This window comes from Sporolactobacillus shoreae (assembly GCF_004684935.1).
GTDB classification, from domain to species: Bacteria; Bacillota; Bacilli; order Bacillales; family Sporolactobacillaceae; genus Sporolactobacillus; species Sporolactobacillus shoreae.
The window spans coordinates 1-26,999 of record NZ_SRJD01000022.1; the positions used below are offsets into that span (position 1 = coordinate 1).

A 26,999-nucleotide genomic window follows, 5' to 3' on the forward strand; every position below is an offset into this window, starting at 1 on the left:
CGGTGAAGGGATACCCTTTTCCTTTCGCAAAATAAATGCCAGCTATAAAGTCCTACGGACATTATAGCTGGCACTTATTGGACAGGCAATCCCGTCAACTTTCGGCTAAAATCAGGCATCAATAACAGTATATGAGCGGATCGGTGACACCCTGAAGATTGGGGGTGGCGCTAATGACAACATTTCAAGTACTGACACTTATGATTTCTTTTGGAATGTTCGTGCTGATGTTGTCAAGAAACAAAAAATGATCCGTTTCATATCTCCTCACAGATAAGCGAAACGGATCACTTAAAAACGATTCAGTTTTTGCACTGATTCCGCTCGATGCGGATATTACCTGATCCAAGCCGCCCGATATGATTGCAGTCAGATCGGACGGCTTTATTTTACGTTCTTACTAACTTCATTATACACATTTTTTATTTAAATAAAATCAAAAACAATTTAAATAACTGCTTTCACAAGTAGTTCCATCGTCGCTACATCAGCAGGCGCCCATTTTAGTGAATCCAAGTTTTCTCTTTTCAGCCAAATGAGTTTTGAGTGTTCATGCGCGGTTGGAAAACCACTGGTCAAAGTACACAAGATGGCAGTCAGGTCGATTGAAAAAGCATCATAGTCGTAATGGCTCTGGTAAAATGTTTTTTCAGCTTGAATTGTGCATTTTAATTCTTCACTGATCTCACGTTCGATGGCTTGAGCCGGACTCTCGCCCTCTTGAATCTTTCCACCAGGGAACTCCCAATGATTCGGGATCGACATTTTTGGCGAGCGCAGAGCGCAAAGAATTTCATGATTTTCGTTTTCAATAATCGCAGCAACCACGGAAAGTGTCTTCCTCATATCATCACCTCAAGTATTCTAGTACATGTACGATTATACACTTCGATGCGAATGGCAGTAAAAGTTGTTGACATCACCGTAAAAGGTAATATATTATCTATATAGATAATACATTACTTTTTTGCGCTTGGAGGCTCCGAATTGAGCAAACTCGACTTAATGTCTGATCAACAATTCCTTTTTGGTTTTATTTTTATTGCGGCAAATCGTATCGATACGCTGCTGGAGCGGGAGTTCAAGGTGTTCGATGTGACGACGAAGCAGTGGTTTCTGTCCATCGTGATTGACAATCTGTTTGATGAACCGCCGACAATCAAGGAAGCAGCGAAAGAGATGGGCAGCTCGCATCAGAATGTGAAGCAGATTGCTTTGAAGCTAGAGCAGAAGGGCCTACTGGTTCTTGAAAAAGACAAAAACGATGCACGTGCGATCCGGCTCAAACTGACGGAACGAAGTCGGGATTTCTGGGGAAAACTGAGAGAAGAGGGGGCCTCTTTTACTCAAACGTTGTTTCAGGGGGTTAACCCGGAAGATCTGAGTACGGCAAGACGCGCAATGCAGAAAGTGATGGCTAATATCAAAACGATGGATCAAGGAGAATGAGGGTGAAACAAATGACAAGCACATTGAAAATAGATAAGCGTTTGATCTATTTTACACTGCCTATTGTTATTCTTATGACAGTGACCAGTCTGACAGGTATTTTTTATCCCGGAATCTACGACAAAGAAACCACGGACTGGTTTGCACAGACCATCGGACAGGATTTTTCCAATCTGCTCGTCACGGTTCCTGCCCTGCTTATTACTTCTTTTTTCGCTTCAAAAGGGAGCAGAATCGGGAAGATCATTTGGTCCAGGGTGATGATCACGAATGTGTATGCGTTTGTGATCTACAGCTTTGCGGTTCCCTTTAATTTCCTGTTCCACATCTATTGTGCCATTCTCGGACTGTCGGTTTACTCGGTCATTTATTTTTTTATCAAACACTTGACTACCGATTTCAAAAACTGGTTTACTGATCGTGTGCCTGTGAAGGCCGTCGGCATTTTCCTTATCGTGATTGCCGCTCTGTTCGTTCTGCTTTGGCTGTCCCAGTCTTTGCCTGGTGCTCTTGCCAATCGTGTTCCAGAGAGTGTCGCGGCCGACGGGTTGCTGACGAATCCGGTTCATGTACTGGACTTTTCATTCTACCTGCCTTTGATGTTTCTTTCGGGCTGTTTGTTGCTTAAAAAGAGAACACTAGGTTATTTTCTTGCTCCAATGATGCTTGTTTTTGGCATGATGACCAATATCAATATCATTGCACTGATGATTGCGACAATGATGATCATGGCGACCAATACATGGCCGATGATTATTGCCTTTGCCGTTTTTACTGTGGCTTGCTTTGGTTTTCTGCTGGCGGGGCTGCGCTGCATAAAAAAATAGAGAGCGACTAATTTTTATGGGTACAACATAGTTTTGTTAAGAGTGGCAACATAGTATAATTAAGACGAATCAAGCATTATAGGAGGTTATTAGGATGAAATGGAGCGAGGTTCGTCAACAGTTTCCCAACCGATGTGTCTTGATTGAGTCACTTAAAGCAAAAAGCGTTCATAATGAAAGAATTATTGAAGAAATGTCTGTCGTAGACGATTTTGATAATGGAAATGATGCGTGGAAGATTTATAAGAAATTGCATGATACAGATCAATCACGTGAACTGTATATTATCCATACCAATAATGAGAAAATAAAAATATTGGAGCAGCCCTATGTAGGCATTAGGAGAAAACATGAAGTTTCAAATGGTTGACCAACTGCCTAATTCTGGGCAGCTTTTTTTATTTAGAACAGCTTAGTCATCGATTTCAAAAATTATGATATGATCAGTCCTCTCAAGAAATGTGCAATCATTTTTACGGAAGGTTACAATGATTGTTAGTGGAAAAATGAGGGGCATTTTTTGGGGAGGCTGAATTTTGGACAAGCAGAAGTCTTTAAAGTTAATTGAGTCATTATCGAATGCAAATGGTGTTTCAGGATTCGAAAATGAAGTGACAGCTATTTTTTCAAATACCATCCGGGATTTTGGAACAGTCAGCGAAGATCATATGCGCAACGTCATTGTTGAACGCAACGGAAACAGCGGACATAAGCCGGTTGTGCAGATTGACGCGCACAGCGATGAAGTCGGTTTTATGGTTCAGGCTGTTAAGCCGAATGGGACGCTGCGGTTTGTGACAATCGGCAGCTGGTCCGCAATCAGCATTCCGGCGCAGAAGGTCCGCGTACGCAACCGGGATGGTGAGTACATCCCAGCCATTATAACGAGTACGCCGCCTCATTTTATGACGGCAGAGGAACGTCAAAAACTGCCGCGGGTTTCTAATATGTCCATTGATATCGGTGCCACTTCAGCTGAAGAAGTGATTAATGATTTTAAAATAAATGTCGGTGCGCCAGTGGTTCCCGACGTTGCTTTTGACTATCTGAAGAATAAGGACCTGCTTATGGGCAAGGCTTTTGACAATCGGATCGGAACGGCTTGTCTCGTTGATACGCTGCAGGAATTGGACGGGCATGAACTGGGCGTCGATGTTGTTGCCTCTTTATCCGCTCAGGAAGAAGTCGGGGACCGGGGCGCACAGGTGACGGTCCGAAGAATTAAGCCGGATCTGTCTATTGTCCTTGAAGGGCCGCCTGCCGATGATACAATCGTTGAGCCTTACATGATTCAGACCGGAATGCGCAGGGGCCCGATGCTGCGCGACCTGGACACGTCGATTATTGTCAACCCCGCATTTCAGGCGTACTGTCTCGACACGGCGAAACAGTACGGGATCAAAGCACAGAGGGCAGTAAGAACCGGTGGCGGGAATGATGGTGCCGTCATTAATTTGTATCAGGGTGCACCGACGGTTGTGATCGGCATTCCGGTCCGATACGCGCATACACCGCACTGCTTCGTTGCCTTCGAGGATTATGTATCCGCTCTGGATTTGGTGACTCAGGTTCTGAAATCGCTTGACAAGGATACGATCAACAGGTTTTGATGAGAATATCTAAGATGAGAGAAACGGAAGAAAAATAATTCCGGTAGGCAAGAACAAGTACGATCAGTAAAGGGATTGCTGTGATGTGGTGGACGGTGTCAGGCAATTAACAAATGATTTGTCTTTGAAGAAATGCTGCCCAAAGGTAAAATGATCCCATAGAATGATTTTCTAAGGTCACTGGTCGAGCGTACTTGTTTCCGGATAATGATTAACATTTTTCTGTATGAAGGTAAAGATTGCTGCGAGGATAAGCAGAATAACATCAGGAATCGCCAGTATTAATCCGGCAATCAAAAAGCATCCAGTTCCGAGGATCCCAAGAATATGCCCTGTAATTGAAACTCCCGCTTTTTTTGACTTGACGAGGCCGATGATATGAATAACGAGGCCTGCTCCAAAAAAAATTAAATAGAAGAGTAGTGTTCCCAGTACTACCAGACCGCTTTGAAATTCTGTGTATGGATCATCTGTACCAAAGCCAACAATCAGAATAACGGGGTAAAATATGAGGGCTAATAGAGCATTAATGATATCTAAAGATCCGGCAAGATGATTAATGCCTAAGGTTTTCTTCACCCTATAACACCTCTTTTTGATTATGATCTCCAAATATTGCGGGGAACAATAAAAAAATTTCACTTTCAAAAATTGTTGCTACTGTAAATAATAGTCTCTATTCTCCCTAAAATAGAGGCTTTTTGAGCAATAATCTAAAATCAATTACTCTGATTTGGAATTTTCCTTTTGTTCCTTCTCTATTTTTTCAATTTGAGAGACCGTTTTTACGTCTTTTCTAAAAAGTTTATCTAGTTCATCAGTATAACCGCCGACACCCTCAAAGTCTGTTTCTCCGCCTGCAAGAGAAACAGTCATGGTAAAACCTAATATTTTGTTGTTATTTAAATATCCATCAATCGAAATACTGCCAGTAGGAAGTTTGTAATTATCAGTAAAAGTAATTGTTTTACATGATGGAACATTGTATTTTAAATACTCTGTAATACGGCTTTCTTGTTTGGTAATAAAAGCCTGTTTTTCAGCTTGCTGCATCCAAAAATAACCACTAACAACAGTAGCGAGGATCAAAAGGGAAGACAGGATGATTAGAATATAAGTTTTTTGTTTCACTTCGGATTCACTTCTTTAGTCAAAGTTCTGGAAAATGTTTTAAGTTACTTTGACTTTAAGCCTTGCTACTTCTGTTCTTTTTTAATTTTTTCAATTTGCGAAACCGTCTTTACATCTTTTCTCATTAGTTGATCAAGCTCATCTGTGAATCCTCCATCGGCTTCAAAATTTTTTTCTCCACTCCCCAGAGAGATGGTTGCTGAAAAGCTTAATTTTTTATTGCTATTAATGTATCCATAAATGGACACGCTTCCTGTTGGCAGGGTTCTATTTCCTGTAAAAGTTATTGCCTTAAAGGACGGAACATTGTATTGGTAAAATTCTGTGATTCTTATTTCCTGATCTTTAATAAAAGTTTGTTTTTCTTCATGCTTCATCCAGATATAACCCCCTATAGCTATTAAAGTGACAAAAATAGCACTGAGTATTATAATAATATTGGCTTTTTTCTGCAAATTGTATTCGCTTCCCTTTTACAAGAATGAAATGGGGTTGATAAGCAATGAATCAAAATAAGAATAGCATAAAAATTTCCGACTTGGAATATTTTAAACTGTCAGAACAGGCTTATGATCCCATTTATTTTGAAAGCGATAATGGAATACGAAAAAATAAAGTACAATTTAGTTTCAATAATAAATATATACAATTTAAAATATTAAATAGGCTTAACAATACCGACAATGGCGCCCAAGGTTTTGCCGTTGCACCCGTAGATTCAGAAGGTAAGGCAGACACCAGCAGGATTATCATTGCCTATCGTGGTACCGAAGGGATTTTTAACGGCAATGATGTAAGCACAGATGTGCAGCAAGTTGTTGAGGCCCAGAAGAAATATACAAAGATAGAAAAGATGGAGTATCTTCCTGATGGAACTCAGGTTCCAGTTTATAAAGAGGTGGACTCCCAGTTTATATCCGGTTTGAAATTTGCGGATGAAATTAAGAAAAAATATCCGGATGCGCAGATTTCAGCAACAGGTCACAGCCTTGGCGCCGGCATCGCTCAGTATGTGGCGGTGGAAAGGGGCTTTAAGGCGGTCACCTATGCCGCACCGAATGTTTACCGGTTACTCAGCCAGAAGGGTAAGGAAGCTGTGAAAAGCGGGAAAACCAAGGAGCTTATCGTTGATTATACCCATATGAATGATACTGTGGGAAATTTTTCGGAGTTTGGGGCACCGATAATTGGCAGGCAGTACTTTGTGAAGGAGAAATCGGAATCCGTTTGGTCGTTCTTAAGTTATGCGGGACCCCTGGGAGATTTGCGTGGCCTGTATCACACGGTAATCGGCGGTCATTTCCTTGGTACGTTTCAGGGCTCTTTCAACAAAGATGGGTCCGCTCAGCTTCTTGTGAATCCAGACAGCATACTGAAACAGGCAGAACGATTGAAGCAGGTTGCCGGCAAACTGGATGATTTAATGAAAACCGTCCAGCAATATCAGGAACATGAAGAAGAGCGAATCCAACATTTAAAACATAAATTTATCTCGGAGACATACGCTGGCGGGCGCTATGCGCTCCTTGACGGCGGGGATGTGGAAGATGCACTTCGGGATATCGCTCCTTACCGCAAACAGGGGAAAACCTGTTTTCATGATCCGGAAGCGCTGGAATCGCTGCTGACACACATGAAGAACGAAAAAAAGAAGCTTCTGGATTTTACCGGGAAGATTGAATATGCCACGAAGTTGATTCAGCAACGTGATTATCAGGCGGCTCAGTCGTTTAAGGAGGCTATGCGATGAGCTTTGTGAGCAGCTTATTAAAAGACATAGAGTCAATCGGCAGAAAGCTGGAGAATGTGTCTGATGATGTTGCTGATGAAACGGTGTCGCTCTGGAAATCACAGAAGAGAGCGCTTGAAAAACAATATGAAAACTGGTGCATGCGACAGGCTCTGACGCTGGAAGTCGAGAGTATCGTCATGGATGGCTATGAGGAATTGAACCGGACACAGGCTGCTTTTGATGATATTCAGCTGCTGATGATAACGATTAGGGATGCGATGAAGTATGAATTTGACGGAGATGCAGGTCAGTCCATTCACGAAACACTTTTCAGACAATCAGTCGATATCGGTGTCTACTTAAAAGACGAAGCTTGTCAGCTGACGAAAACACTTCGAGCGAATCAAATTCTGTAGCGCCGATTACTTTTTGACTGTGTTACTCGGAATGGATGCACTATTAGAGAATTAAAACATTAAATAATGGGAATTAAATGTGTCCGCATTCTAAATTGATTAACATTTCCACTTTTTCTTAATACTATTTCTTAAAAGGCATTTCTGATTCAGTCTGGTAGGGAATGCCTTCTTTGATGTGAAAATAATGATTGGTAAAAGTGCTTCTATCACTGTTATCCGCCCGCGTTTCGTCCGGCTGATGCTTAGATGCTTCCGGAATCTTCCGGGGATTGAAGTTAATCACGTCGGAAGAATAGATCGAAAAGGCGATGCTTCCGCCGTATTTTTTTGCCCGTATTAGGATCGGCTGGTTATAGGTGTTCTGAAAACGGAAGTCCGGTCCGTACCAGCTGACGGTGGCGTCGCGCCCGGGAGGGACATAGGCGACACGCTTGCTATGGGAATAGCGCTGAACGATGCTTAATCCCGCGCGGTCCGCGGCGTTATACAGGGTGGAGGACACCTGACAGATGCCTCCGCCCACGCCTTCAGAATATTCCCCTCTGACAATGATCCGGGCGGTCCGGTAACCCTTCTGTGTGGTTCTTTGGCCGACGACCTGATTAAATGAAAAGACCTCATTCGGGAAAACCACATGATTGTCAATCGCTTGCGCCGCGAGGAGAATATTGTGTGAGCGGCTTTCATTTCCGGCATTAAAAAAAGTTACATATTGGCCAATTTTCTGCACCCGGATATGGGCAAGCAGTTCGCTGTCCACTTTGGGATAGGTCTCGACCAGCGGAATTTCAATACGCACGGGACCATGGCCGAAAAAATAACGGTTGAACTGATCCTTGAAACCCATCTTGGAGAGTTTTCGCCCATTTTTTTCAGGAATAATGCGTCCCTGATCATCAAGCCCAGCATTAATAGGTGCCTGATTCACTTTTTGCTCAAGGTGATGGATCAACTGCTGGTATTTTCTGTGATCAATCATTGAACCCACAGGAAACGGCATGGCGAGTTCCGCCCGATTAATCTGAGCGATGATCTGTCCATGTTCTGTGATTGTCAGGCTGTCCTGAAGTGTGGCAGGTTGGGCGAGCAGTAAAAACCCGGCAATTATCATCTGAATCATATTTCGGCGCACCTCCGGGTTTTAGTATGAGCAAGTTTGATTCGCCTTATCGGCAAATCGCTTGTTTCATCAAAAAATCCCAGAGATAATAGGAAGAGATCTGAAATGGAGGCAGTCGAATGGGAAGAGAAGCAGAAGTGCATTATTCTATGAATCCAGTCATCGGTCGTGATGCGCGCGTTCTCATTCTGGGATCAATGCCTGGCCATGTTTCTTTAATGAAGCAGGAGTATTACGCGAACCCGCGGAATCAGTTCTGGCCGATCATGCGCGAACTGTTCGGCCGGTCGTCTGAATTCATGGATTATGAGGATAAATGCGCCTTTCTCATGCACCAACGGATCACGCTCTGGGACACGATTCACCGATGCACCCGAGAGGGTAGCCTGGATTCGGCGATCCATGATGAGGAGCCGAATGATCTTCCCGGATTCTTGGAGAAAAATGCGGGCATCCGTCTGATCGTTTTCAATGGGACCAAATCCTTTGCGGTTTTCCGGAAGTATTTTAAAGAGGAACCGATCGGGCAACGGGATTTGGTCTGTCTGCCCTCAACCAGTCCGACACCCGGAAAATATTCCAAAACTTATGCGGAAAAGCTCAAAGAATGGGCGATTATCCGGAACTATTTGCTGTGAAGATCTGCCTGGTGTTCTGTGCTCAAAGCCTGTAGGTGGCTGATAACCAGTGGTCATTCTTTTACATAACAAAAAAAAGCTGTTGCTGCGGCTCTGAGGGATCAAACTCTTTTGCTGATCACTTCTTCTGCAATTTCTTTCTCAAGCGCATCGTTATATTCACGGACAATGCCGGGAATCAGGAACAGGTCGACGATTTTCCAGACGGCAGAGACGATGAGGCCAATAATGGTGATGGTCAGGATTAATTGGGCAATAGCTGAACCTTTGCGTCCGAGATAGAAGCGGTGAATACCCAAGTCGCCCAGAAAAATACAGAGCAAATAAGCGGCAACAATATTTTTGCCTCGTTTCTGTACTTCGCTGTTAACCAGCAGCTGTTCTTCGTTTGATAAGTTCAAATTGATCATATTAAAGCCCCCAATTATGATATCAATGTCACATAACATCAAAAGCATCAATGTATGCTTGTTTATCGAAATTTATTCTACCGTAGAATCTGGATAAAGTCTCCACTTTTTCTAAATATTAATGAAAAAGACACTTAAATGGACCGCCCTGAATACTCGACAGTCCGACCAGCACTATAAGAATGAGAAAAGCACCGGAGCCAGTACTCCAGTGCTTTTCTTCATTATGTAATCAAGTGGATCATGCATCAAAGCACGCGTCGCGCCTTGATGTACTTGGATTTCCAGTAATGCGATGTGGGTCCGACAAAAATACCTGTTTGTCTGATTCCATTGTATTCGGCGTCAACCATTTTACCGCCGCCGGCATATATGCCGACATGGGAAATGACCCCTTTTCTGCCTGTAGCGAAAAATACAAGATCACCTTTTTGCAGATGTTTGATGCTGACAGGCTTTCCAATCGTTGCCTGCTGTCTTGAGGTACGCGGCAGGTTGATACCGAATCTCTGATAGACTTTTTTCGTCAGCGCCGAGCAGTCTGTAATTCCATATATGTAGCGTTCGTGATGGGTAAGAGCAAGACTAACAATAGAGCTTCCGGAAATCCAGTGAGCTTGTCCCTGTGACAAAGAACTGGCAAACAATGCAACGGCGATGCCGACAACAGCAAGAAACCTCAGCCACCTCATCTTTGTTCCCCCCGCAAAACTATTTCTGTATCCGACCTTTTTCATCAACAGTTCTTATCCTACTCTTTGAACTTGTCAAAATGCTTACATAAAAATTACTGAAACGTTAAAAAAATAATACATTTTGTAATATTTGAGTAACAAAACGGTGCTGGGACTGAAAAAGGCTGAGGATAGGGAAATTGAAGTGAAAAGTGATGAATTTACTGAGCTTCAGTATTTTTAGAAAAATATTTTTGTGATAACATACAGATTAGAGATTGGGCCTATTAAGGGGCTATAAGCCAAACAGCAGCGCTGAATTGAGCGATTATTTGATAGAAACAAAAATGATTAAAAAGTGTGAGGTAAACGATGTTTCCAGCAGAATCAGGGTTCCGGATGCCGGCGGAATGGGCAGCGCATGAGCGCACGTTCATTTCGTGGCCGGTTCGGGAATCAATGTGTTATCCGGAAGATTATGCGCGTGTCAGCGCCGGCTACGCGGAATTCGCGCGGGCTGTGGCTGAATTTGAGCCGGTCACTGTTCTTGTGAATCCGGGAGAGTCACAGAAGGTAGGAGGATTGTTCGAGAATCCGGATATCTCCATTCTGACGGTTCCGCACAATGACTCCTGGATCCGCGATAACGGCCCGACTTTTCTGACCAACTGTAACGGCGGCAGGGCGGGAATCAATTGGCGGTTCAATGCCTGGGGAGAGAAATACAGCCCATGGGATCTGGATGATCAGGCGGCCCCGGCAATCTTGGAACATTTTCATATGAGACGGTTTGATGCACCAATCGTGCTTGAGGGCGGATCCATTCATGTTGACGGAGAAGGAACACTGCTTACAACGGAGCAATGCCTGCTCAATCCGAACCGAAACCCACGGATGGGCCGTGGGCAGATTGAAGAGGAACTCAAGAAATTTTTAAACATACAAAAGGTGATTTGGTTGAAAAATGGGCTGAGCGGTGATGAGACGGACGGGCATGTGGACAATATTGCGTGCTTCGCGATGCCCGGCAAGGTGCTGATTCAGGTCACGGACGACCCGAATGACGCCAACTTCGCGGTGACGCGTGAGAATCTCAGAATACTGGAGCGAGCGACTGATGCCCACGGGAGAAAAATTGAAGTGATTCCGGTTCTTCAGCCGCCGGAGCGGGAATTCGAAGGAGAGCGGTTGACACTCAGCTATCTCAACTTTTATCTGTGCAACGGCGGGGTGATTCTTCCAATATTTGGCGAAGAAACGGATCTGGCTGCGGAAAAAGTAATCAGCGAGGCTTTTCCAGATCGCAGGATCCGAACGATTGACGGCATGGCGATTATCAAAGAAGGCGGCAATGTGCATTGCTCGACGCAGCAGATGCCGGCAATTCATGGGAGTGAACTTGCATGAGAAAAGTCAGGGTGGCGGCCACGCAGATGAGCTGTTCGTGGGCGATTGATGAAAATATAGCGAAAGCGGAATCGCTTGTCCGTGAAGCAGCCAGAAAGGGCGCGCAGATCATTCTGCTCCAGGAATTGTTTGAAACGCCCTACTTCTGCCAGAAGGAGAAAAATGAGTATTACGACCTGGCGGAAGAGTGGGAAGAGAGCCGGGCGGTGAATCATTTCAGTCGGATTGCGAGGGAGCTCCAGGTCGTTCTTCCGCTCAGCTTTTACGAAAAGAAAAATAACGCGCTGTTTAATTCGCTTGCTATGATCGACGCGGATGGCAAGGTGCTCGGAACCTATCGGAAGAGCCACATTCCCGACGGTCCGGGCTATGAGGAAAAATTTTATTTCAATCCCGGAGATACGGGATTCAGAGTCTGGCAGACCCGGTACGGAAAAATAGGGGTGGGGATCTGCTGGGATCAGTGGTTCCCTGAATCGGCGCGCTGTATGGCACTGATGGGCGCTGAATTGCTGTTCTATCCGACGGCGATCGGTTCTGAACCTTATGACGCGTCGATTGACTCGAAGGATCACTGGCAGGCGTGCATGCTCGGCCACGCAGCGGCTAATCTGATGCCGGTAATTGCTTCAAACCGGATTGGCACGGAAACGGACGAGGATTCCAGCATCACTTTTTACGGATCCTCCTTCATTGCGGGTCCTCAGGGCAATAAGCTCGTTGAGGCGGACCGAACAAGTGAAACGGTGCTGACCGCAGAGTTTGATCTCGACCAGCTTCAGGCGCAGCGTTTTGAGTGGGGTCTTTTCCGTGATCGTCGGCCCGATCTGTATGGCGTGATTACATCTTATGACGGGCAAGCCAAATAATTTTGAACGGTAAAGGAGGAGTTTCGGTGGATGATCGGTGGATCGACGCATACTGCCTATCAAAAAAAGGTGTGGAGCGGGATTATAAAGAGGAGTGGGAAGCCACCCGCTATATGATCCGCGGAAAAATATTCGCCATGGTAGGCGGGGATAAGAACGGACGTCCGATTATTACCGTGAAACTGGCTCCGGAAACCGGCGCCCAGCTCAGGGATGAGTACGCGGATATTATTCCGGGCTACCATATGAATAAAGTACACTGGAATTCTCTCTATCTCGAAGGCGATGTACCGGAAAGTGTGCTGAAAGGCATGTTGGATCAGGCGCATAGCATTGTGTTGAACGCGATGAGCAGAAAAGTCCAGAAAGAGATCATGGGGGCTGAGGATTAATACGCGCAGATTAAGCCCGCCTGCATTAGAAAATGAAAAATAAGGAAGCGACTTTGATGGGTGAAGATCTTTTAGAAGCATTCAGAAAAACAAAGTATAAGCTCGGCGGCAATGGGCCGAGAACCGTGCAGGTGCTGGAAGAAGCGTTCAGCGAAGTTGATGGCGGGACGGAAAGCGATTTTTACGGCAAGGGCAAACTGATTGACGACTTCCAGAATAAAATGGCTGATTTTCTGGGTAAGGAATCCGCCGTGTTTTTTCCAAGCGGCGTGATGGCGCAGCAGATCGCCCTCCGTATCTGGTGTGACCGGAAGGGCCTTCAAACGGTCGCCTATCATCCAACCTGCCATCTGGAAATTCACGAGAATGATGGCTTGAAAGAATTGCACCACATCCGGCCGATTCTGCTGGCGGATAAGGACCGATTGATCAGTCTGAAGGATCTTGAGGATCTTAAAGAGGATATCTCCTGCCTGCTGATCGAGCTGCCCCAGCGTGAAATAGGCGGGCAGCTTCCGGATTTTCATGAACTTGAGAAAATTTCTTCTTATTGCCGTAACAAGGGAATACGGCTTCATCTCGATGGGGCGCGGCTGTTCGAAGTCCTTCCCTATTATCAGAAATCGGCTGCCGAAATATGCAGCCTTTTTGACAGTGTCTATGTTTCTTTTTACAAAGGAATCGGTGCGATCGCGGGCGCGATTCTTGCGGGGAGCACTGATTTCACGGAAGAGTCGAAAGTGTGGAAAAGGCGTTACGGCGGCGACCTAATCAGCCTTTATCCTTACATTGTCAGCTCAAATTACTATTTTGACCGGCGGATCGGTAAGATGGGACAGTACTATGAAGAGGCGAAAAAGTTTGCGGGATTCTATAATTCCTGCCACGCCGTGTCGACACTCCCTGAAGTTCCGGTCTCAAATATGTTTCACGTACATTTCAGTGTCCCGTTGGAAAAACTCGAACCTCTTTTAATTGGCGTGTATCAGGCGACGGGTGTCGGTCTGACCGGTTACCTGAAATCTCTGGGAAATGGTGGATGTTCTTTTGAGACAAATATCGGTGATTTGTATGAAGATGTGCCGGAAGAAAGAAAAAGAGAGGCCTTCAAACTGCTGGATCAAAAGCTTTCAGAAATCATCGGTTAATTCTATTATGAACGTTCCGGACAAAGAAGGACCTGTCCGATGGTTCCAGTAGCAAGTACTTACTGAGATTCAATTTGGAAATTCAAGAAAATATTGGGATCAATTTCTTGTATTTTTGATAGAAATCCGTATAATAAAAATAAATAATGAGACTTTAGTCACGAATTTTTATAAGCCTAAAGACCTAATAATTGGCATAAATGGATGCCAAGTGGTTTATCTTTTCTGCCAGTTCCCTCAATTCCTCAGCTTGAGGAAAACAAGGAAATTTTCAAGGGATGCCTGCCAAATAATATGCCTCCGATTTCAATTTTTCTGATATAATTTTTATAGTGTGACGAAGGAGAAATGCTGATAATGACAAAAATCTTGATCGTTGACGATTCAAAGTTCTCTCAGAAAATAACATCGTCGCTGGTAGGAAAGAATCTGGACGATGTCTCGTTTGACTATGCGGATGATGGAGAGGAAGGCCTGGAAAAGTTTCGGGAAATACGTCCGGACTATCTGCTCATTGATCTCCTGATGCCAAAATTGAGGGGACAGGATCTAATTGAATCAGTCAGACAGATTGATTTCGATGCGAAAATTATCGTTGTGTCGGCTGATGTCCAGAAACGGGTGCGTGATGTTATTGAGAAAATGGGTGTTCTGTCTTTTATCAACAAGCCGCTCAATGACGAGAAAGCAAAGACGATCGCCGACATCATAAGGAAGGGTGCCCAGTGACAGGGAAGGTCAACAGAGAGGACATACTGAAAGAACTGTTTAATATAGGCGTTGGTCAGGCGGCTGGCACTTTGTCTGAGATAATCGACAAGAAAATTATTCTGGATGTTCCGGATGTCAAAATCCTTAATGTTGAGCTGGGAAAAGCTGAGCTGGACAAGTTCCTGAGTCAGGTGGCCGAAGGAGCGGTCATGGTCTCCTCCATTTCGTTTGATCGGCAGCTTGAAGGGACGGTCAGTTTGATTTTTCCAGCTGATAAAATGCACCAGTTTATTGATCTTTGCCTCCATGAAGATCGCGGTGAAGAAGCCTCAATGGAGTTTACGGATATCGATTTTGATACAGTCAAGGAAATCGGGAATATTATCTTAAACGCGATTATCGGAGAACTGAGTAATACGGTCAATATTCCGGTTGAATACACGCTTCCTGAAGTGAATGTTCTGAACAGCGCCAAAGCGGATCTTTTTGTTTCGGACGAGGCTTACCATCTTGTGTTAATGATGTATATTACGTTCAATATTGAGGGTACGCATATCGACGGAGCAATCGTCATCAACATGACACTTAAATCATTGGACGATATTCTGAATACCATTGATAAAATGTATGATGGAAGATGATCGATATGGATTCTTTTTTGCCCAGCATATTAAACTGCATAAATGAAGGTATCGTGATCCTGACGGAAGATTTGCGTGTAACCTACTGGAATCCCGTGATGGAAAAGCTGACCGATAAGAAACAGGATGATGTCAGGAACATACGGATCGAAAAAGCGCTGCCCTATCTGGATCAGAACTTCTTCCATAACGCCGTGGATCGGGTGATTGCAGGCGGTACACCTGTGTTTTTCTCTGCGGCGATGCATCGGCGCATGATCAGCGACAGCCATCAGGTGAATCTGAAAATGAATCGCGTCGCTTATAACAACGGGGTGGCCATACTGCTTGAGTTTATCGATGTAACGAATCAGTTCTACCAGATCAGCCAGCTCCGCGATTTTGTCCGGCAGCTTTCACATCTGAATAGCCAGTTGCAGCAGAAGGAGAAAGTGATTGAGAAGCTGGCCTATTACGATCAGCTGACAGGGGTGGCCAATCGCGCGCTTTTTGACAAGTTCGCTGATAAATATCTGAATCTGGCGAAACAGAGCGGCCTGATGCTCGGCCTGATGTTTGTGGACGTCAATGAGTTTAAAACGATTAATGATACATACGGGCACAACACGGGTGACAAGGTGATGACCCGGGTCGCAAGCCTTCTAACCGAATCAACGAGGAAAAACGACATTGTCTGTCGTTATGGCGGCGATGAATTCATCGTCCTGATGCCGGAAATCAGCACATTTAATGATTATCGGAAGATCGTGAATCAGATTGATGTTAATAAGAAAAGGCATATTGTTCAGGACGGCTATGATATCAGCCTCTCTCTGAGCATCGGGGTAAGTTTTTACCCCGATGACGGAGAAACGATCGATGAACTGATTGAAAAAGCGGATGAATGCATGTACGCCGACAAACATGAGTCAAGGCATGGGTAAGCTTGCATGAAATTGAGGCGAAGAAGGGATCAGACGGAGTCATTCGCCTGATCCCTTCTTGTCTTGGGACCTATTTTTGGTAGTGGATGAAAGTGGGCAGACAGTTGACATATGAGTGACTGAATGGCATAAATAATAATTGCGGGCCCAACGTGATCGGGTCTGCTCAAGCAAATATTGTTAAATGGAATGACAGAGGATCAGCATGCAGAAAATTGATATATACAACAGTCTGAAAAAAATGGTGAGTGACGCGGAACGTGTAAGATGTGATGAGACACTGAGTGCCTATACTTTCACGAAAACAGGCGGAGAAGCCGACGTCCTTGTCCTGCCGGAAAGCTACGAAGAAATCTGCGACATCCTGCATTTTGCGGAAATAAACGCGATTCCAGTGACTATTCTCGGAAAAGGATCCAATGTTATTATACGCGACGGGGGCATTCGCGGCATAGTGATCAATCTGCTGAAACTGAAAGCAATTCGGCTGGAAGGGAACTGTATCATTGCCCAATGCGGCGCGGCGATCATCGACGTCTCGCGTTTTGCTCTGATGCACAGCCTGACAGGTCTTGAGTTTGCCTGCGGTATACCGGGTTCTGTCGGCGGCGCCTTGTTTATGAATGCCGGAGCGTACGGAGGGGAAACAGCCGATGTCCTCGACCACGCTGTTGTCGCTGACACATCGGGCAGTCTTGTGCGGCTTGACAGGGAGAAGCTGAAAATGGGTTACCGGAGCAGTGCAGTATCGAAAAACGGATATGTCGCGCTTGAGGGGACCTTTTCGCTTGCCCCGGGAAATAAGGAAGAGATTAAGAAGGAAATGGATCGCCTGACCAGCCTGCGCGAACTGAAGCAGCCTCTTGAATACCCGTCGTGCGGCAGTGTCTTCAAGCGCCCGCCAGGTTATTTTGCGGGCAAGCTGATTCAGGACAGCGGCCTTCAGGGCACGCGCATCGGCGGTGTGGAAGTGTCAACCAAGCATGCCGGTTTTATGGTTAATGTGGATGATGGAACAGCCACGGACTATATTCAGCTCATTCACTATGTCCAAAAGACTGTGAAAGCGAAATTCAATGTCGATCTGCACACTGAGGTTCGGATCATTGGGGAGGACAGGACGGCTGAATAACTTGAGATGGCAAAAATTTATAACAAAAGTTGTGTGATTTACAAACAAGAGCCGAAACAGGGAAAAACTGTTTTGGCTCTTATTAGCGTGATCCCCAATAGAATCAATTGCCTGTGCACCTTATTTACCTACCCGCTTCCCCAGGATAACGAGATCGCGTCCAATGCCGTCGAGCTCGGCAACATCTGGAAGGGTTCCCCATCTTTCAAATCCCAATTTCTTAAATAGGTGAAGACTTGGTGCATTATGGCCAAATATAAAAGCAAGAATGGTTTTGATTCCGAATTGTACCGACTTCTGAAGTGCATATTCGGCAAAAAAAGAACCTAACCCTTTTCCACGAAAAGACTCGTCAATATAGATGCTGATCTCGACGGTGCCGAGGTAGGCAGGTCTACCGTAAAAGGTGCTCAGGCTTAACCAGCCGCAGACTTTTCCATCCAGCTCGGCCACCCAGAGGGGGCGGTTCTGATCTGCCAGATGAGCGTCAAACCAGGGCTTTCTGTCGGCTACCGAAACATTGGAGGTGTCTGCGGTAACCATCCTTCCGGGAATCGTCGAATTATAAATGGTGACAATGGCGGGAAGATCTGCATCGGTCGCGTCACGGATGACTATATTTTCTAACACGGAAGCTCACCTTTTTCTTTTTTTAGGCTAAGTTTAAATTCAATGTTGTTTTTGCCCATTCGTTGATTGGAGCGAAAAACAAAGCCCTTTTTTATGTAGATTGCTGTAGATGAAGCGATGCGAAACAGATCAGTCCGACAACAAATTGATCAACCCGTGCGCATCTGCAGAAAGCTTCTCTCTGACACTTTCTGAATCTGCCTCAAAAGGAAAAGTATTGATCAGCTGAACGTAGGACTGAAGGTAGTAAATGGAAGATGCGATGTTTCCCGAACTGTAAGCATCCTGCGCCTGATTCAGAGCGAAGGAGAGCTGAGCCGTGTCCGCCTCGGAGAGTGTATTCTGCCCGAACTGGCCAATCAGTTCGTTTCTCATAGCATTGAATCCGGAACTGATACCTGTGTATCCGAGCAGCTCAAATCCGTTAAGCGCAAGCGAATTCGAACTGCTTGTTTCAGTGATTTTCAGGCGATAGTAACGGTACGCTTTTGGGTTTTTAATGACGAAGGGACGGGTCATTGACCGCCATTGGAACACTTCGCCTGAGCGGTGATCCAGAGTGTCCCATGATTTTCCATCGTTTGATCCGTAGAGTGTCCAGCTTTTTGGATCGCTGGTCCTTCCGCCTGACGAAGAAGTCAAAGTGTACATTTTGACACGCACGTTCCCGGAATTGAATGTCGCATTAATCGACGGCTGTGCGGCTGAGAAAACGGTTGTCGTTCCCTGACCGCCGCCTGTCAAAGAGTCTAGTGACGTTCCATCGCTGGTTGAAAGCGTGGCATCTTTTAGGGACGAGCCTGCCAGATTGACCAGTGGCTTTGGATAAAAGGATGAACCGTTTGTCGATTGAGGGGTCAGGGAATCGGGCATGTTTTCTGATCCCGTACCCCATCCCGAGGGGGTTGATCCCATCTGAAAGGACAGTGTTCCGCCACCCGCGAGCTGGTTTTGTGACAGAACGGTTCCAGTCAGATTTTGTCCATTAAACGTAACGCTTTGAATATATTTGTTTGTGTTGCTCACATTGGGTGCCTGGATAACCAGGTCGTGGCCTCCGGAAAGATGAAGCGTCATCTTTTTGAAATAAGGAGCATTGAGAACGTAATTGGAAGTCCCGCTCTGAAGCGGGAAAAGCCCTGCTGTACCGAAAAAGCAGAATCCGGAGAGCATCGCCCCCCTGTCGCTCCCAAGATAGCCCTGTCCGATGTCACTGCCTGTATAGAAACGGTTCAGTATATTCCGAACGGTAGCCTGTGTCCTCCATGGCGCCGAAGCAAACAGATACATGTAAGGTATGGCGGGCGCCGACGGGTTGTCCAGCGTGAACATGCCCAGCTGTCCGGCTGCCGCCTGCTTGGCTTGAGGATTTGTCTTCATCGTTGACGCTGTAGGATCGGAGGACAGAAACTGGTCAATTTTCTTCTGAAGCCCGCTTTGGCCGCCATAGAGGTTGGCGAGCCCCTGTCCATCATGGGGAACGTCAAATGAAAGCAACCATCGATTCGGGGCTGCCTGCGGGTTAAAGCGGGAGGGACCGGAAGTAGAAGGGCTCTGTCTCCAGCTTCCGTCAGGATTCTTTTCATTAAAAAGGTCTGCAGAAGAGTCAAAGGAACTCAGGTAATCCTGTGACCGCTGTAGGAAATAGGCACTGTCGTCTGAATAGCCTTTCCCTTTGGCACCGCTTTTTCCGGAGAGAGAGGACGCCAGGGCGCCAAGCGAGAAGTCCCTGATGCTGTTCGACAGCGTTTCATTCAGGCTTTGGGAAGGACTGGTGCTTTGCAGGGTGGTCCCCGAAGATATTTCTTCCCCCGTAACGGACGCGTCCCGAAGCAGGGTGCTGTAAAGAGTGTCTGTGTTAATTCCGATGGCACCCTTAAGCTGGGCGCCGGCAAATGCCGTATCTGCATAAGGCATTTGAGAAGGGGAGATGTTATCCCCTCCGTTCTTCTCATAAGTCAGAAAACCGTTGACCAGTTGCCCCGTCAGCTGCGGGTCAAGCAGGCTGTAAGCGGGCCAGACCGTCTGAACGCTGTAAGCAAAATCACTGTTTACATAAACTTTTCCCTTTTTAACCGAAGATCCTGTCCGGTCCTTTTTATTATCAGCCTGGAGCGCTCCATTGAGAACGGCATAGCGATAATCCGGTTTTTTTGCACTTCCGGTATTCTCAAATCCGGCATTCGGATACAGGAAAAGACGGTAGAGGTTGGAGTAAAGCGTGGTCTTCTGTGCCTGGCTTGCTCCCTGTACCTCAACTTTTGATAGCTGTTTGTTCCAGGCTTTCTTCGCTTCATTCATAACCGTGTCAAAAGATGTTTTATTGCTTATTTCCAGATTGAGGTTCTTTTGTGCCTGGCTGATGCTGATCAGCGAAGTGGCGATACGCAGTGTGACAGTCTTCTGCATGGATGTATCGAATTTATAGAAGGCGGTGACGTTGTCCCGAGACTGTCCGTAAAGCCGTCCGGAGCTGGTAACGGCCTGATCGGTATAGCCGTAGAAAAAGAGCCGGCTGCTGTTCCCGGTTGTCTCATCCTGAACGTCTGAATAGCCCTCGATCGTTCCCTTCGAAGGATTCAGTGTGAGACCGCCGTTGTTATCAATATTATCGAAAATCAGATTGCCGGTGTTTCCCTTGAATGTAAATCGGAAGATTGCCGAATGGCTGAGTGCGGTCATCTCTGCTTTCATCCCGTTTGTAAAAGTCACACTGTATTCGTCAGGCTTCGCTGTCTCATTTTCATGCTTGAACGCGAGTCCCCTGTTCAGTCGGTTTGCCGTCGGTGTTCCGAAAAAGTCCGAGGGCATGACTTGAAATGACTGCCTGTCGCCTTGCTGCTGATTAGGAGAATGGCTGAGCGAAAAGGACTGGATTTCCGGAAGATTTGCCGGATCATTGTTTTCCCTGTAAGGATAAAACTGATTGGCTGAACTGCTGTTAAGCGCCGGAGACCAGTAGGCAAAACCGTTGGGCACGCCTACCGCAGGAACCGTTTCCCCGCGGGGAAACGCGCTGTCTGAAGCGGTACCCCTCAAAATGTTCACTTCATCAACCGGGGTAAGATTTCCGGACGGTTTAGCCGGACTCCCGATGCTGATATCATCAAGCGAGCCTTTAAATGAGACACCAGACTTAGGCGCAGAGTAAGCAAGAAGAATCCGGGTAATGGTTTTTCCCGCAGCAAATCTGCCGATATCCGACACCTTGTGATTCCACTGGTCGGCTATTAATGTTCCTGATCCGCCCTGCGCGGCAGGTGTCATGCGGATCCCGTCTTCATCTGTCACGTTCCGCAGTTCGTGAAGATATGTGCCGTCGGAAAAGGCGAGGTCAATCGACACATAGCCAGCGGGATCCAGCACCGGATTTTTGGTATCAGAAGCGGGCGCGATAAAATAGGAAAGCTGTGTATCCTTGCGGACCGGTATGCTCACGTTAAATAATTTGTTGTAGGCGTAGCTGCCCTTTCCGCCCGTGACCGTTCCTGAATAGGACAGTACGCGGTGGCCTGTCCATCCCGCGTTGTCCGGCGATGCGTAAAGATGTGCGGGGCCAGTCGTGACCCCTGTCTTCATTGTCTTTATTGCTTTTCTGCCGTCTGCCGCCGCGATGCCGGATGCGAGCGGCCGTGCGTCACTTGATAGGTCGGCTGTGCTGTTCCAGGCCGGAAGTGGATCACCTTTTTCAAAGGAAGTGAAAAAAGAGGGAGATCCCGTCTTAGCAGCCACAGAAGGAATGAAAGAGTCCGGGAGGGACGGCATGATCAGACTAAAGCAAAGAAAACCAGCGAGCATTTTTGATATAAGCTTTGTCCGCATTGACATGGCCCCTCTCAGTTCCAGAAATATAGTGACAGAGATATGTTTCGAGTCGACCCGTTCGGCACTGGCTATCATTCGACGGTTGCCCGATGCAAAGTAGCATTTTTACCTACCACTGTCGTCTCAAACATAGAAAATGTACCGGTGATTCGTAAAAAAAAGCAAAAAAATATGCGATAAGAATGCCGGTGAGCACTCCATCGCAAACGAGTAAATGATGGTTTCCTAAATTAAGATTGAACATCTCAACTTAAGGTTAACTGCAACAGAAGGTGTGTTAAAGCTTACTCATTTATCATAGCACGATGCCAGGAGTGTTCAATGTTTGTGTCATATGATCTTACATAGTATTTTATCGGCAGATCAATAAACCGCAAAATAATGGGTGAAGCGTTAAAAGTCTGACACAAAACATTTTATAAATGAAGATTTTCTAATAATAGAGTTTACTCAGAAAAAGGAGCACTCATTTCTTCGGCTCTCACAATTGCCTGATGCACGCAGTCGGCGACGGCATCCCGAACATTATGACGATCCAGAGTGTCAATACCAGCCTGCGTGGTTCCACTAGGAGTAGCGACAGCTTTCAGCAGATCCTCGGCTGATTCGCCGGATTGCTCAAGTAGTTGTGTAGCCCCCTTGAGAGTCTGCAGGACAAGCCGGGTGGCCGCCTCACCGGAAATACCTTCCCGGATTCCAGCGCGCTGCATCGCTTCAGCAAGATAGTAAAGATAGGCTGGTCCACTCCCGGATAATCCGGCGATCACGTCGATTTCTTTTTCTTCTACAACAGTAGCTGTGCCAACTGTTTCAAACATGTCAACGGCAGTGTCGAGCAGCTTACCCGAAACAAATTCACCCGGAGCGATTCCCGTCGCCGACAGGCCGATTGATGCCGAGGTGTTGGGCATTGCCCGGACAATTTGCAGCTTTTTTCCGACAGCTTTGTTAATAAAAACGGATGGAACGCCGACCATGAGAGAAATGACAAGCTGATCCACTGTCAGATAGCCTTTGATGCCCTCCAGAGCTTCGCGAGTGTTTCCCGGCCTGAATGCGAGAATAACGGCTTCTGCTCCTTCAATGGCAGTTTTTTTGTCACTTGTTATATGAACATGATATTTTTTTTCAAGATCATTAAGACGGCCCTTATTGGATCTATTGTTCATCCAGACCCGATCGGCCGAAACAAAATTCTTTGCAAGAAAACCCTTGAGCAAAGATTCGGCCAGTTCACCGGAACCGATAAATGCTATTTTCTTTAGCATGCTGTGATTCCTCCCAGAAAATTTGATCATTCATGAAAAGTTCATGTATTGAACGAGCGAAAAATCCAGGGCCAGAAACACAACCAGGGTCACAGCCAGAAAACCTTTATGCCTTTCCTCCCGGACCCTTTCTATTATACATGGTTAAGCTTCTCTGCATAAGTGTAAACTTTGAGAACTGATCCTCTTTTTTGCTGCCATGACGAAAACTTGAGAACGGGTTACGGAACCATCCGCGTATGGAAGCGCGATCGAATCCTTTTCTGATCTCCAGTGCCGCGGTTTTTGATAGTCCTCCGGCTGCCGCCAGAGAAACCGGACCTGCTATGTCCGCCTCTTTGCCCGATTTTCTGTTTTCGGTCATTTCGCGCAAATATCGAGGGATGAAAAATTGATGACGTCCGAAGGTTCCGCGCTTCTTTTGATCCCTTACCCAGAAAGATACGAGGGCAATGACAACCAGCATGACCTGCGGCGATGAAAGTGTAAAATCAAGCAGGCCGTACGCGATGATCGTCGGAAGGGAGAAGAAGAACAATGTTGTGCGTAGATAGCCCTTCTTTTTTTTCAGCGAACGGATCAAAGAAATGGATCCTGAGATAAGCAACCCGATAAAGAAAAGCCCACAGACGATTCCCGAAGAAACGAAAATTGAAAGGAACAAATTATGCGCGTGCGCGATCATGTGGCCTGTCAACCGATAATAAGCGTCCGGGAATCCGAGCGTTGTTGTACCGAACAGCGGATGGTCTTTAAGAATCAGGACACTGTTCTCCCAGATATTAAGACGTTGCTGCATCGAAAAGCCGGCGGAATCGGTGCGCGGCATCAGGTTGAAAATAAACGGTGCGCAGGCCGCCGCCAGAATTGCTGCGGCCGTAAATAATTTCTTGTTCCAGTTAAAGGTGAAAAGCATCAGCAAGAGAGCCATAATGACAAATCCCGCGCGAGAGCCTGTCTCATAAATGGCATAAATTAGGATCGGCAGCAGCAGCAGCTCGGCCGTAATTTTCTGCACGCTTCTGAGCTTGATCGATCTCAGAAGTTCGACGAGAAGCAGCGACAGTGCGAGGATAAGCAGATAGCAGGCGTAATTAGGATTATAAGCGGATCCGAATAAACGGTCGTGTCTGTAAAATCCCATCAGCAAGTGCCCCGTCATGAACGCGACACTTTGCGGGATGGGAACAAAGCGGGAGACCAAACTGAAAAACTGATCAGAGAAGTAAAGATAGGCTCCGCCCAGAATGGTGATCCATAAATATCTTGCGAGACGAAGTCTTCCCGGATTATTGAGCAAGTAAAGATAAACCCCGTAATATGCGATAAGCATCGCTGTGGAAAGCAGGTCGCTCACCTGACCGTTCCTGATGGTTGCCCCGACTGAAGCAAGAACAATCAATATAAAAAGAATACTGACGGGATCTTTGGAGATCCTGCTTCTTCTGCGGACAATCGAAACCCATTCCATGCATCCGTACCAAGCCAGAACAGCCATTCCGAGCGGTGGCAAAATAAAAAGCAATGCGAAGCCATATTCAACTGGCCTTTTTTTAAAATCAATGAATACACTCATTTTTTTAACTGCCCTCCGAATAAAAAAACATCTGGACGATTTCAGCTTTTTCATTCTAACACAGGAAGAACTCATGAGGATAAGTTGTGAGTAAATTTCTATATTGTTTCAAGGTAAAAATTGCTTCATAAAAAGTATGAGAAAACTTAACAAAAGGCTTGTTTAACAAAAGGATTTTTTTCTATTGTACCCTATTTTGAAAGGGCTGCCAAAGATGAGCATAACGGCTATAATGAAATTAATATAAAGGCTTTGTTAAAGGTGTCTGCTGTTTTTTGCTCCAGACGCTCGAATCAATCATGTAACGAAATCAACATTCATTAATAACATAGCCAAAATAAAGGAAATCGGGAGGCACATCGGATGAAACTGGCAACAATTGGGACAAGCCGCATTACAGATTCTTTTTTGCGGTCGGTCAAAGCCACGGGAAGAATGACTTATACAACCGCTTATTCCAGATCTGAGGAGAAGGCGAAAGCTTTTTCAAGGCAGCATGGCGGAGAATTTTGGTTTACTTCAATTGAAGAACTGGCGCAAAGCAGTGAGGTTGATATAGTATATGTTGCTTCGCCGAACGGCCTTCATTTTACGCAGGTCATGACTTTGCTTGAGGGCGGCAAGCACGTGATTTGTGAGAAGCCGATTTTTGCGACATTAAATGAGTTTGATCAGGCTTTCAGTTTGGCGGAGAAGAAACATGTCTTTCTTTTCGAAGCAATTCGTAATATCCGGACACCGGTATTTCAGCGCTTGAAAGAGGAACTTCCCAAGGCAGGGAAAATTCGCTCGGCCGTTTTGCAGCTGATCCAGTATTCATCACGGTATGATGAATTTCTTAAAGGGAATATTACGAACATCTTTTCACCTGAATTCGCCGGTGGAGCGCTGGAGGATCTTGGCGTTTACCCGCTCTACGTTGCAGTCGCTTTGTTCGGGGCGCCTGATGACGCGGTGTACTATCCGGTCAAGCTGTCGAATGGGATAGACGGAAGCGGGACACTCGTACTGAGGTATGACGGATTTGTCTGTACCATTTTGTGCTCCAAGATCGCGCATTCTGATGCGCCTTCGGAAATTCATGGCGAGAAGGGCACATTCAGCATGAATAATTCTTCAAACATCCGCAGACTGGAATGGACGGACGCCCACACAAAGGAAAAGAGATGCGTCACTGAAAATACCTCCGATAATGATAAAATTTATGAGATCGCGCACTTTGCCGATGTGATCGAGCATCAGGACACAGAAGAGTACGTGCGGTTGAAAATGCTGAGCCGTGAGGTACTCCGGGTGATGGAAAAATCCAGAAAACAGAATGGAATCCTTTTCCCGAATGATCGAGCATAATGGGTGCCTGAATCCGCTTCGGAACGGGCTGAAAATCAGACTGTAGACGGATTATCTCTTCACCTTGCTCTTTTATAATGAAAGCATCAGGAAAAGGAGCGGGTGCACATGAAAATTTATCAACAGAGGACGCTTCATGTTGATGGACTGAGCGAGATCCTCGTGACAACTTCATCACTGGATATTGAAATGGTGCAAACAGAGGATCAGATGCTGACCGCCGAACTGACAGGCGAGGGAAGCGACGAACTGGCGGGAAGAGTTGAACTGGACGTTCACGCGGAAGGCGATGCGGCGGTGATTCACGTAAGAACAGAAGGACGTTTTTTTGTGTTCGGTATTACCGGGTCGATCTGGAATAAATGGCTGAAGGCTGTCATTCATGTGCCGGCCCGGATCTATGAGAAAGTCGGGGTCGCAGGTCAGTCTGGCGATATCAGTATACGCCAGATCATCGCCGGGAAGCTGTCGCTTTCAAGCAAATCAGGTGATATTGCGGTGGAGGATTGCGAGGCGAAAAGAGATCTTACGGCTGATTCGACAAGTGGCGACATAAGAATTACCGGTGTGTTGGCTAAGGAAAAAGTTTCAGCGCACGCCTCCAGCGGGGATGTTGTGTTGCGCAGCATCGCTTCTGACTTTTTAGAAGTGGGCACACATTCTGGGGATGTCACTGTCTCCGATTTTCGCGGCAGACTTGCCGCGGGTGCGAGCTCGGGCGATATCGATCTTAAGAATGACCAGCTGACAGGGGATCTCACCGCACGCGCCAGCAGCGGTGACATCACGATGGCCTTCAGCCAGGAACCGGAATCATTTGCCATCAATTATCAGGGCTCATCCGGTGAAGGAAAGGTAAGAATCAAGGGCCTTTTATATGAAGAAAAAAGTGAGCACCGGATGATCGGACAGAAAGGTGACGGACACTACCGGATCGACGTTCGCACGAGTTCCGGGGATTTTGTACTGGAATGATCAACTGGTATATCTACTCAGAAGTGAGTGCAAAAGCGAACGTGGCTTTTGCATTTTTCATTAGACGAATACAGGGCGGTATCATTTATAAGTCGAGCCGAATTGGCAAAAAGTTGCCCCTAAACCGATGAAAGTCGCCCCA

General features: G+C 46.1%; 29 protein-coding genes. 18 read left to right on the plus strand and 11 right to left on the minus strand.

Features of this window, described 5'->3' with window-relative positions; genetic code table 11:
* Window positions 1-173 precede the first annotated feature (173 nt).
* The gene (locus tag E4665_RS18865; protein WP_369369286.1) at window positions 174-251 is read left to right on the plus strand and encodes a putative holin-like toxin; all 78 of its coding nucleotides are present in this window, start codon (window positions 174-176) and stop codon (window positions 249-251) included.
* Between the two features lie 196 nt (window positions 252-447).
* On the opposite strand, the gene E4665_RS14810 is transcribed toward E4665_RS18865, so the two are convergent.
* Complete coding sequence (locus E4665_RS14810; RefSeq protein WP_135349576.1) at window positions 448-846, minus strand: (deoxy)nucleoside triphosphate pyrophosphohydrolase; 399 nt, start codon at window positions 844-846, stop codon at window positions 448-450.
* A 141-nt stretch (window positions 847-987) separates the two neighbouring features.
* Between E4665_RS14810 and E4665_RS14815 the strand changes: the two genes are divergently transcribed.
* From E4665_RS14815 to E4665_RS14830, 4 genes are all read left to right on the plus strand, one after another.
* Window positions 988-1,449 (plus strand): MarR family winged helix-turn-helix transcriptional regulator, encoded by a 462-nt coding sequence (locus E4665_RS14815; RefSeq protein ID WP_135349577.1) that lies wholly within the window; start codon window positions 988-990, stop codon window positions 1,447-1,449.
* Between the two features lie 2 nt (window positions 1,450-1,451).
* On the plus strand, window positions 1,452-2,276 hold the full coding sequence (locus E4665_RS14820; RefSeq protein WP_206663590.1) for a hypothetical protein: 825 nt from the start codon (window positions 1,452-1,454) through the stop codon (window positions 2,274-2,276).
* 94 nt (window positions 2,277-2,370) lie between these two features.
* Window positions 2,371-2,646: a hypothetical protein gene (locus E4665_RS14825; RefSeq protein WP_135349578.1), complete on the plus strand. Its 276-nt coding sequence runs from the start codon at window positions 2,371-2,373 to the stop codon at window positions 2,644-2,646.
* Window positions 2,647-2,812: 166 nt separating this feature from the next.
* Window positions 2,813-3,886 (plus strand): M42 family metallopeptidase, encoded by a 1,074-nt coding sequence (locus tag E4665_RS14830; protein WP_135349579.1) that lies wholly within the window; start codon window positions 2,813-2,815, stop codon window positions 3,884-3,886.
* A gap of 177 nt (window positions 3,887-4,063) precedes the next feature.
* Here E4665_RS14830 and E4665_RS14835 read toward each other — a convergent pair whose 3' ends face one another.
* The 3 genes from E4665_RS14835 to E4665_RS14845 all read right to left on the minus strand — a co-directional run bounded on the left by E4665_RS14835 (window position 4,064) and on the right by E4665_RS14845 (window position 5,394).
* Window positions 4,064-4,465 (minus strand): hypothetical protein, encoded by a 402-nt coding sequence (locus tag E4665_RS14835; protein ID WP_135349580.1) that lies wholly within the window; start codon window positions 4,463-4,465, stop codon window positions 4,064-4,066.
* 144 nt (window positions 4,466-4,609) lie between these two features.
* Window positions 4,610-5,017, minus strand: a complete 408-nt coding sequence (locus E4665_RS14840; RefSeq protein WP_135349581.1) for a DUF1433 domain-containing protein — start codon at window positions 5,015-5,017, stop codon at window positions 4,610-4,612.
* Between the two features lie 65 nt (window positions 5,018-5,082).
* On the minus strand, window positions 5,083-5,394 hold the full coding sequence (locus E4665_RS14845; protein WP_135349582.1) for a DUF1433 domain-containing protein: 312 nt from the start codon (window positions 5,392-5,394) through the stop codon (window positions 5,083-5,085).
* Window positions 5,395-5,519: 125 nt separating this feature from the next.
* Here E4665_RS14845 and E4665_RS14850 point away from each other — a divergent pair, with 125 nt between their 5' ends.
* Both E4665_RS14850 and E4665_RS14855 read left to right on the plus strand, forming a co-directional pair.
* Complete coding sequence (locus E4665_RS14850; protein ID WP_135349583.1) at window positions 5,520-6,767, plus strand: lipase family protein; 1,248 nt, start codon at window positions 5,520-5,522, stop codon at window positions 6,765-6,767.
* On the plus strand, window positions 6,764-7,165 hold the full coding sequence (locus E4665_RS14855; protein WP_135349584.1) for a hypothetical protein: 402 nt from the start codon (window positions 6,764-6,766) through the stop codon (window positions 7,163-7,165). Before E4665_RS14850 ends, E4665_RS14855 begins: the two co-directional genes overlap by 4 nt.
* 124 nt (window positions 7,166-7,289) lie before the next feature.
* Here the strand turns inward: E4665_RS14855 and E4665_RS14860 are convergent, their stop codons facing one another.
* Entirely contained in the window at window positions 7,290-8,288 is a 999-nt protein-coding gene (locus tag E4665_RS14860; RefSeq protein ID WP_135349585.1) for a VanW family protein, read from the minus strand.
* A 119-nt stretch (window positions 8,289-8,407) separates the two neighbouring features.
* Between E4665_RS14860 and E4665_RS14865 the strand changes: the two genes are divergently transcribed.
* Window positions 8,408-8,926, plus strand: coding sequence for a DNA-deoxyinosine glycosylase (locus tag E4665_RS14865; RefSeq protein ID WP_135349586.1), 519 nt, complete (start codon window positions 8,408-8,410; stop codon window positions 8,924-8,926).
* A 101-nt stretch (window positions 8,927-9,027) separates the two neighbouring features.
* On the opposite strand, the gene E4665_RS14870 is transcribed toward E4665_RS14865, so the two are convergent.
* Together E4665_RS14870 and E4665_RS14875 are read right to left on the minus strand one after the other, a co-directional pair.
* Window positions 9,028-9,336 (minus strand): TM2 domain-containing protein, encoded by a 309-nt coding sequence (locus tag E4665_RS14870; RefSeq protein ID WP_135349587.1) that lies wholly within the window; start codon window positions 9,334-9,336, stop codon window positions 9,028-9,030.
* A gap of 248 nt (window positions 9,337-9,584) precedes the next feature.
* Complete coding sequence (locus tag E4665_RS14875; protein ID WP_135349588.1) at window positions 9,585-10,028, minus strand: C40 family peptidase; 444 nt, start codon at window positions 10,026-10,028, stop codon at window positions 9,585-9,587.
* 354 nt (window positions 10,029-10,382) lie between these two features.
* Here E4665_RS14875 and E4665_RS14880 point away from each other — a divergent pair, with 354 nt between their 5' ends.
* The 8 genes from E4665_RS14880 (at window position 10,383) to murB (ending at window position 17,233) form a co-directional block, all read left to right on the plus strand.
* On the plus strand, window positions 10,383-11,417 hold the full coding sequence (locus tag E4665_RS14880) for an agmatine deiminase family protein (protein ID WP_135349589.1): 1,035 nt from the start codon (window positions 10,383-10,385) through the stop codon (window positions 11,415-11,417).
* Window positions 11,414-12,286: an N-carbamoylputrescine amidase gene (gene aguB / locus E4665_RS14885; RefSeq protein WP_135349590.1), complete on the plus strand. Its 873-nt coding sequence runs from the start codon at window positions 11,414-11,416 to the stop codon at window positions 12,284-12,286. Before E4665_RS14880 ends, aguB begins: the two co-directional genes overlap by 4 nt.
* Before the next feature lie 26 nt (window positions 12,287-12,312).
* Window positions 12,313-12,678: an MmcQ/YjbR family DNA-binding protein gene (locus E4665_RS14890; RefSeq protein WP_135349591.1), complete on the plus strand. Its 366-nt coding sequence runs from the start codon at window positions 12,313-12,315 to the stop codon at window positions 12,676-12,678.
* A 56-nt stretch (window positions 12,679-12,734) separates the two neighbouring features.
* Window positions 12,735-13,826: a threonine aldolase family protein gene (locus E4665_RS14895; RefSeq protein ID WP_174845496.1), complete on the plus strand. Its 1,092-nt coding sequence runs from the start codon at window positions 12,735-12,737 to the stop codon at window positions 13,824-13,826.
* Between the two features lie 357 nt (window positions 13,827-14,183).
* Complete coding sequence (locus tag E4665_RS14900; RefSeq protein WP_135349593.1) at window positions 14,184-14,555, plus strand: response regulator transcription factor; 372 nt, start codon at window positions 14,184-14,186, stop codon at window positions 14,553-14,555.
* On the plus strand, window positions 14,552-15,178 hold the full coding sequence (locus E4665_RS14905; RefSeq protein ID WP_135349594.1) for a chemotaxis protein CheC: 627 nt from the start codon (window positions 14,552-14,554) through the stop codon (window positions 15,176-15,178). The genes E4665_RS14900 and E4665_RS14905 overlap by 4 nt, the downstream gene beginning before the upstream one ends.
* A gap of 5 nt (window positions 15,179-15,183) precedes the next feature.
* Complete coding sequence (locus E4665_RS14910; protein ID WP_241654896.1) at window positions 15,184-16,101, plus strand: GGDEF domain-containing protein; 918 nt, start codon at window positions 15,184-15,186, stop codon at window positions 16,099-16,101.
* Window positions 16,102-16,306: 205 nt separating this feature from the next.
* Window positions 16,307-17,233 carry a UDP-N-acetylmuramate dehydrogenase gene (gene murB, locus E4665_RS14915; protein ID WP_135349596.1) on the plus strand — a complete coding sequence of 309 codons (927 nt, stop codon included), beginning with the start codon at window positions 16,307-16,309 and terminating at the stop codon, window positions 17,231-17,233.
* A 120-nt stretch (window positions 17,234-17,353) separates the two neighbouring features.
* On the opposite strand, the gene E4665_RS14920 is transcribed toward murB, so the two are convergent.
* The 4 genes from E4665_RS14920 to E4665_RS14935 all read right to left on the minus strand — a co-directional run bounded on the left by E4665_RS14920 (window position 17,354) and on the right by E4665_RS14935 (window position 24,532).
* Window positions 17,354-17,863: a GNAT family N-acetyltransferase gene (locus E4665_RS14920; protein WP_135349597.1), complete on the minus strand. Its 510-nt coding sequence runs from the start codon at window positions 17,861-17,863 to the stop codon at window positions 17,354-17,356.
* A 129-nt stretch (window positions 17,864-17,992) separates the two neighbouring features.
* Entirely contained in the window at window positions 17,993-21,685 is a 3,693-nt protein-coding gene (locus E4665_RS14925) for a GH92 family glycosyl hydrolase (RefSeq protein WP_135349598.1), read from the minus strand.
* A gap of 449 nt (window positions 21,686-22,134) precedes the next feature.
* The gene (gene proC, locus E4665_RS14930; protein ID WP_167815220.1) at window positions 22,135-22,956 is read right to left on the minus strand and encodes a pyrroline-5-carboxylate reductase; all 822 of its coding nucleotides are present in this window, start codon (window positions 22,954-22,956) and stop codon (window positions 22,135-22,137) included.
* Window positions 22,957-23,062: 106 nt separating this feature from the next.
* The gene (locus tag E4665_RS14935) at window positions 23,063-24,532 is read right to left on the minus strand and encodes an O-antigen ligase family protein (protein WP_135349600.1); all 1,470 of its coding nucleotides are present in this window, start codon (window positions 24,530-24,532) and stop codon (window positions 23,063-23,065) included.
* A 363-nt stretch (window positions 24,533-24,895) separates the two neighbouring features.
* Between E4665_RS14935 and E4665_RS14940 the strand changes: the two genes are divergently transcribed.
* Both E4665_RS14940 and E4665_RS14945 read left to right on the plus strand, forming a co-directional pair.
* Window positions 24,896-25,882 carry a Gfo/Idh/MocA family protein gene (locus E4665_RS14940; RefSeq protein WP_135349601.1) on the plus strand — a complete coding sequence of 329 codons (987 nt, stop codon included), beginning with the start codon at window positions 24,896-24,898 and terminating at the stop codon, window positions 25,880-25,882.
* A gap of 108 nt (window positions 25,883-25,990) precedes the next feature.
* Window positions 25,991-26,857 carry a DUF4097 family beta strand repeat-containing protein gene (locus E4665_RS14945; RefSeq protein ID WP_135349602.1) on the plus strand — a complete coding sequence of 289 codons (867 nt, stop codon included), beginning with the start codon at window positions 25,991-25,993 and terminating at the stop codon, window positions 26,855-26,857.
* The last annotated feature ends 142 nt before the right edge of the window (window positions 26,858-26,999 follow it).

Bases quoted from the DNA above. Each gene is read 5' to 3' on its own strand.
- E4665_RS14900 (WP_135349593.1), top strand. From the start codon at position 14,184: ATGACAAAAATCTTGATCGTTGACGATTCAAAGTTCTCTCAGAAAATA.
- E4665_RS14880 (WP_135349589.1), top strand. From the start codon at position 10,383: ATGTTTCCAGCAGAATCAGGGTTCCGGATGCCGGCGGAATGGGCAGCG.
- E4665_RS14845 (WP_135349582.1), bottom strand. From the start codon at position 5,394: ATGAAGCATGAAGAAAAACAAACTTTTATTAAAGATCAGGAAATAAGA.
- E4665_RS14850 (WP_135349583.1), top strand. From the start codon at position 5,520: ATGAATCAAAATAAGAATAGCATAAAAATTTCCGACTTGGAATATTTT.
- E4665_RS14870 (WP_135349587.1), bottom strand. From the start codon at position 9,336: ATGATCAATTTGAACTTATCAAACGAAGAACAGCTGCTGGTTAACAGC.
- E4665_RS14865 (WP_135349586.1), top strand. From the start codon at position 8,408: ATGGGAAGAGAAGCAGAAGTGCATTATTCTATGAATCCAGTCATCGGT.
- murB (WP_135349596.1), top strand. From the start codon at position 16,307: ATGCAGAAAATTGATATATACAACAGTCTGAAAAAAATGGTGAGTGAC.
- aguB (WP_135349590.1), top strand. From the start codon at position 11,414: ATGAGAAAAGTCAGGGTGGCGGCCACGCAGATGAGCTGTTCGTGGGCG.
- E4665_RS14940 (WP_135349601.1), top strand. From the start codon at position 24,896: ATGAAACTGGCAACAATTGGGACAAGCCGCATTACAGATTCTTTTTTG.
- proC (WP_167815220.1), bottom strand. From the start codon at position 22,956: ATGCTAAAGAAAATAGCATTTATCGGTTCCGGTGAACTGGCCGAATCT.
- E4665_RS14875 (WP_135349588.1), bottom strand. From the start codon at position 10,028: ATGAGGTGGCTGAGGTTTCTTGCTGTTGTCGGCATCGCCGTTGCATTG.
- E4665_RS14855 (WP_135349584.1), top strand. From the start codon at position 6,764: ATGAGCTTTGTGAGCAGCTTATTAAAAGACATAGAGTCAATCGGCAGA.
- E4665_RS14925 (WP_135349598.1), bottom strand. From the start codon at position 21,685: ATGCGGACAAAGCTTATATCAAAAATGCTCGCTGGTTTTCTTTGCTTT.
- E4665_RS14860 (WP_135349585.1), bottom strand. From the start codon at position 8,288: ATGATTCAGATGATAATTGCCGGGTTTTTACTGCTCGCCCAACCTGCC.
- E4665_RS14895 (WP_174845496.1), top strand. From the start codon at position 12,735: ATGGGTGAAGATCTTTTAGAAGCATTCAGAAAAACAAAGTATAAGCTC.
- E4665_RS18865 (WP_369369286.1), top strand. From the start codon at position 174: ATGACAACATTTCAAGTACTGACACTTATGATTTCTTTTGGAATGTTC.
- E4665_RS14825 (WP_135349578.1), top strand. From the start codon at position 2,371: ATGAAATGGAGCGAGGTTCGTCAACAGTTTCCCAACCGATGTGTCTTG.
- E4665_RS14935 (WP_135349600.1), bottom strand. From the start codon at position 24,532: ATGAGTGTATTCATTGATTTTAAAAAAAGGCCAGTTGAATATGGCTTC.
- E4665_RS14810 (WP_135349576.1), bottom strand. From the start codon at position 846: ATGAGGAAGACACTTTCCGTGGTTGCTGCGATTATTGAAAACGAAAAT.
- E4665_RS14945 (WP_135349602.1), top strand. From the start codon at position 25,991: ATGAAAATTTATCAACAGAGGACGCTTCATGTTGATGGACTGAGCGAG.
- E4665_RS14910 (WP_241654896.1), top strand. From the start codon at position 15,184: ATGGATTCTTTTTTGCCCAGCATATTAAACTGCATAAATGAAGGTATC.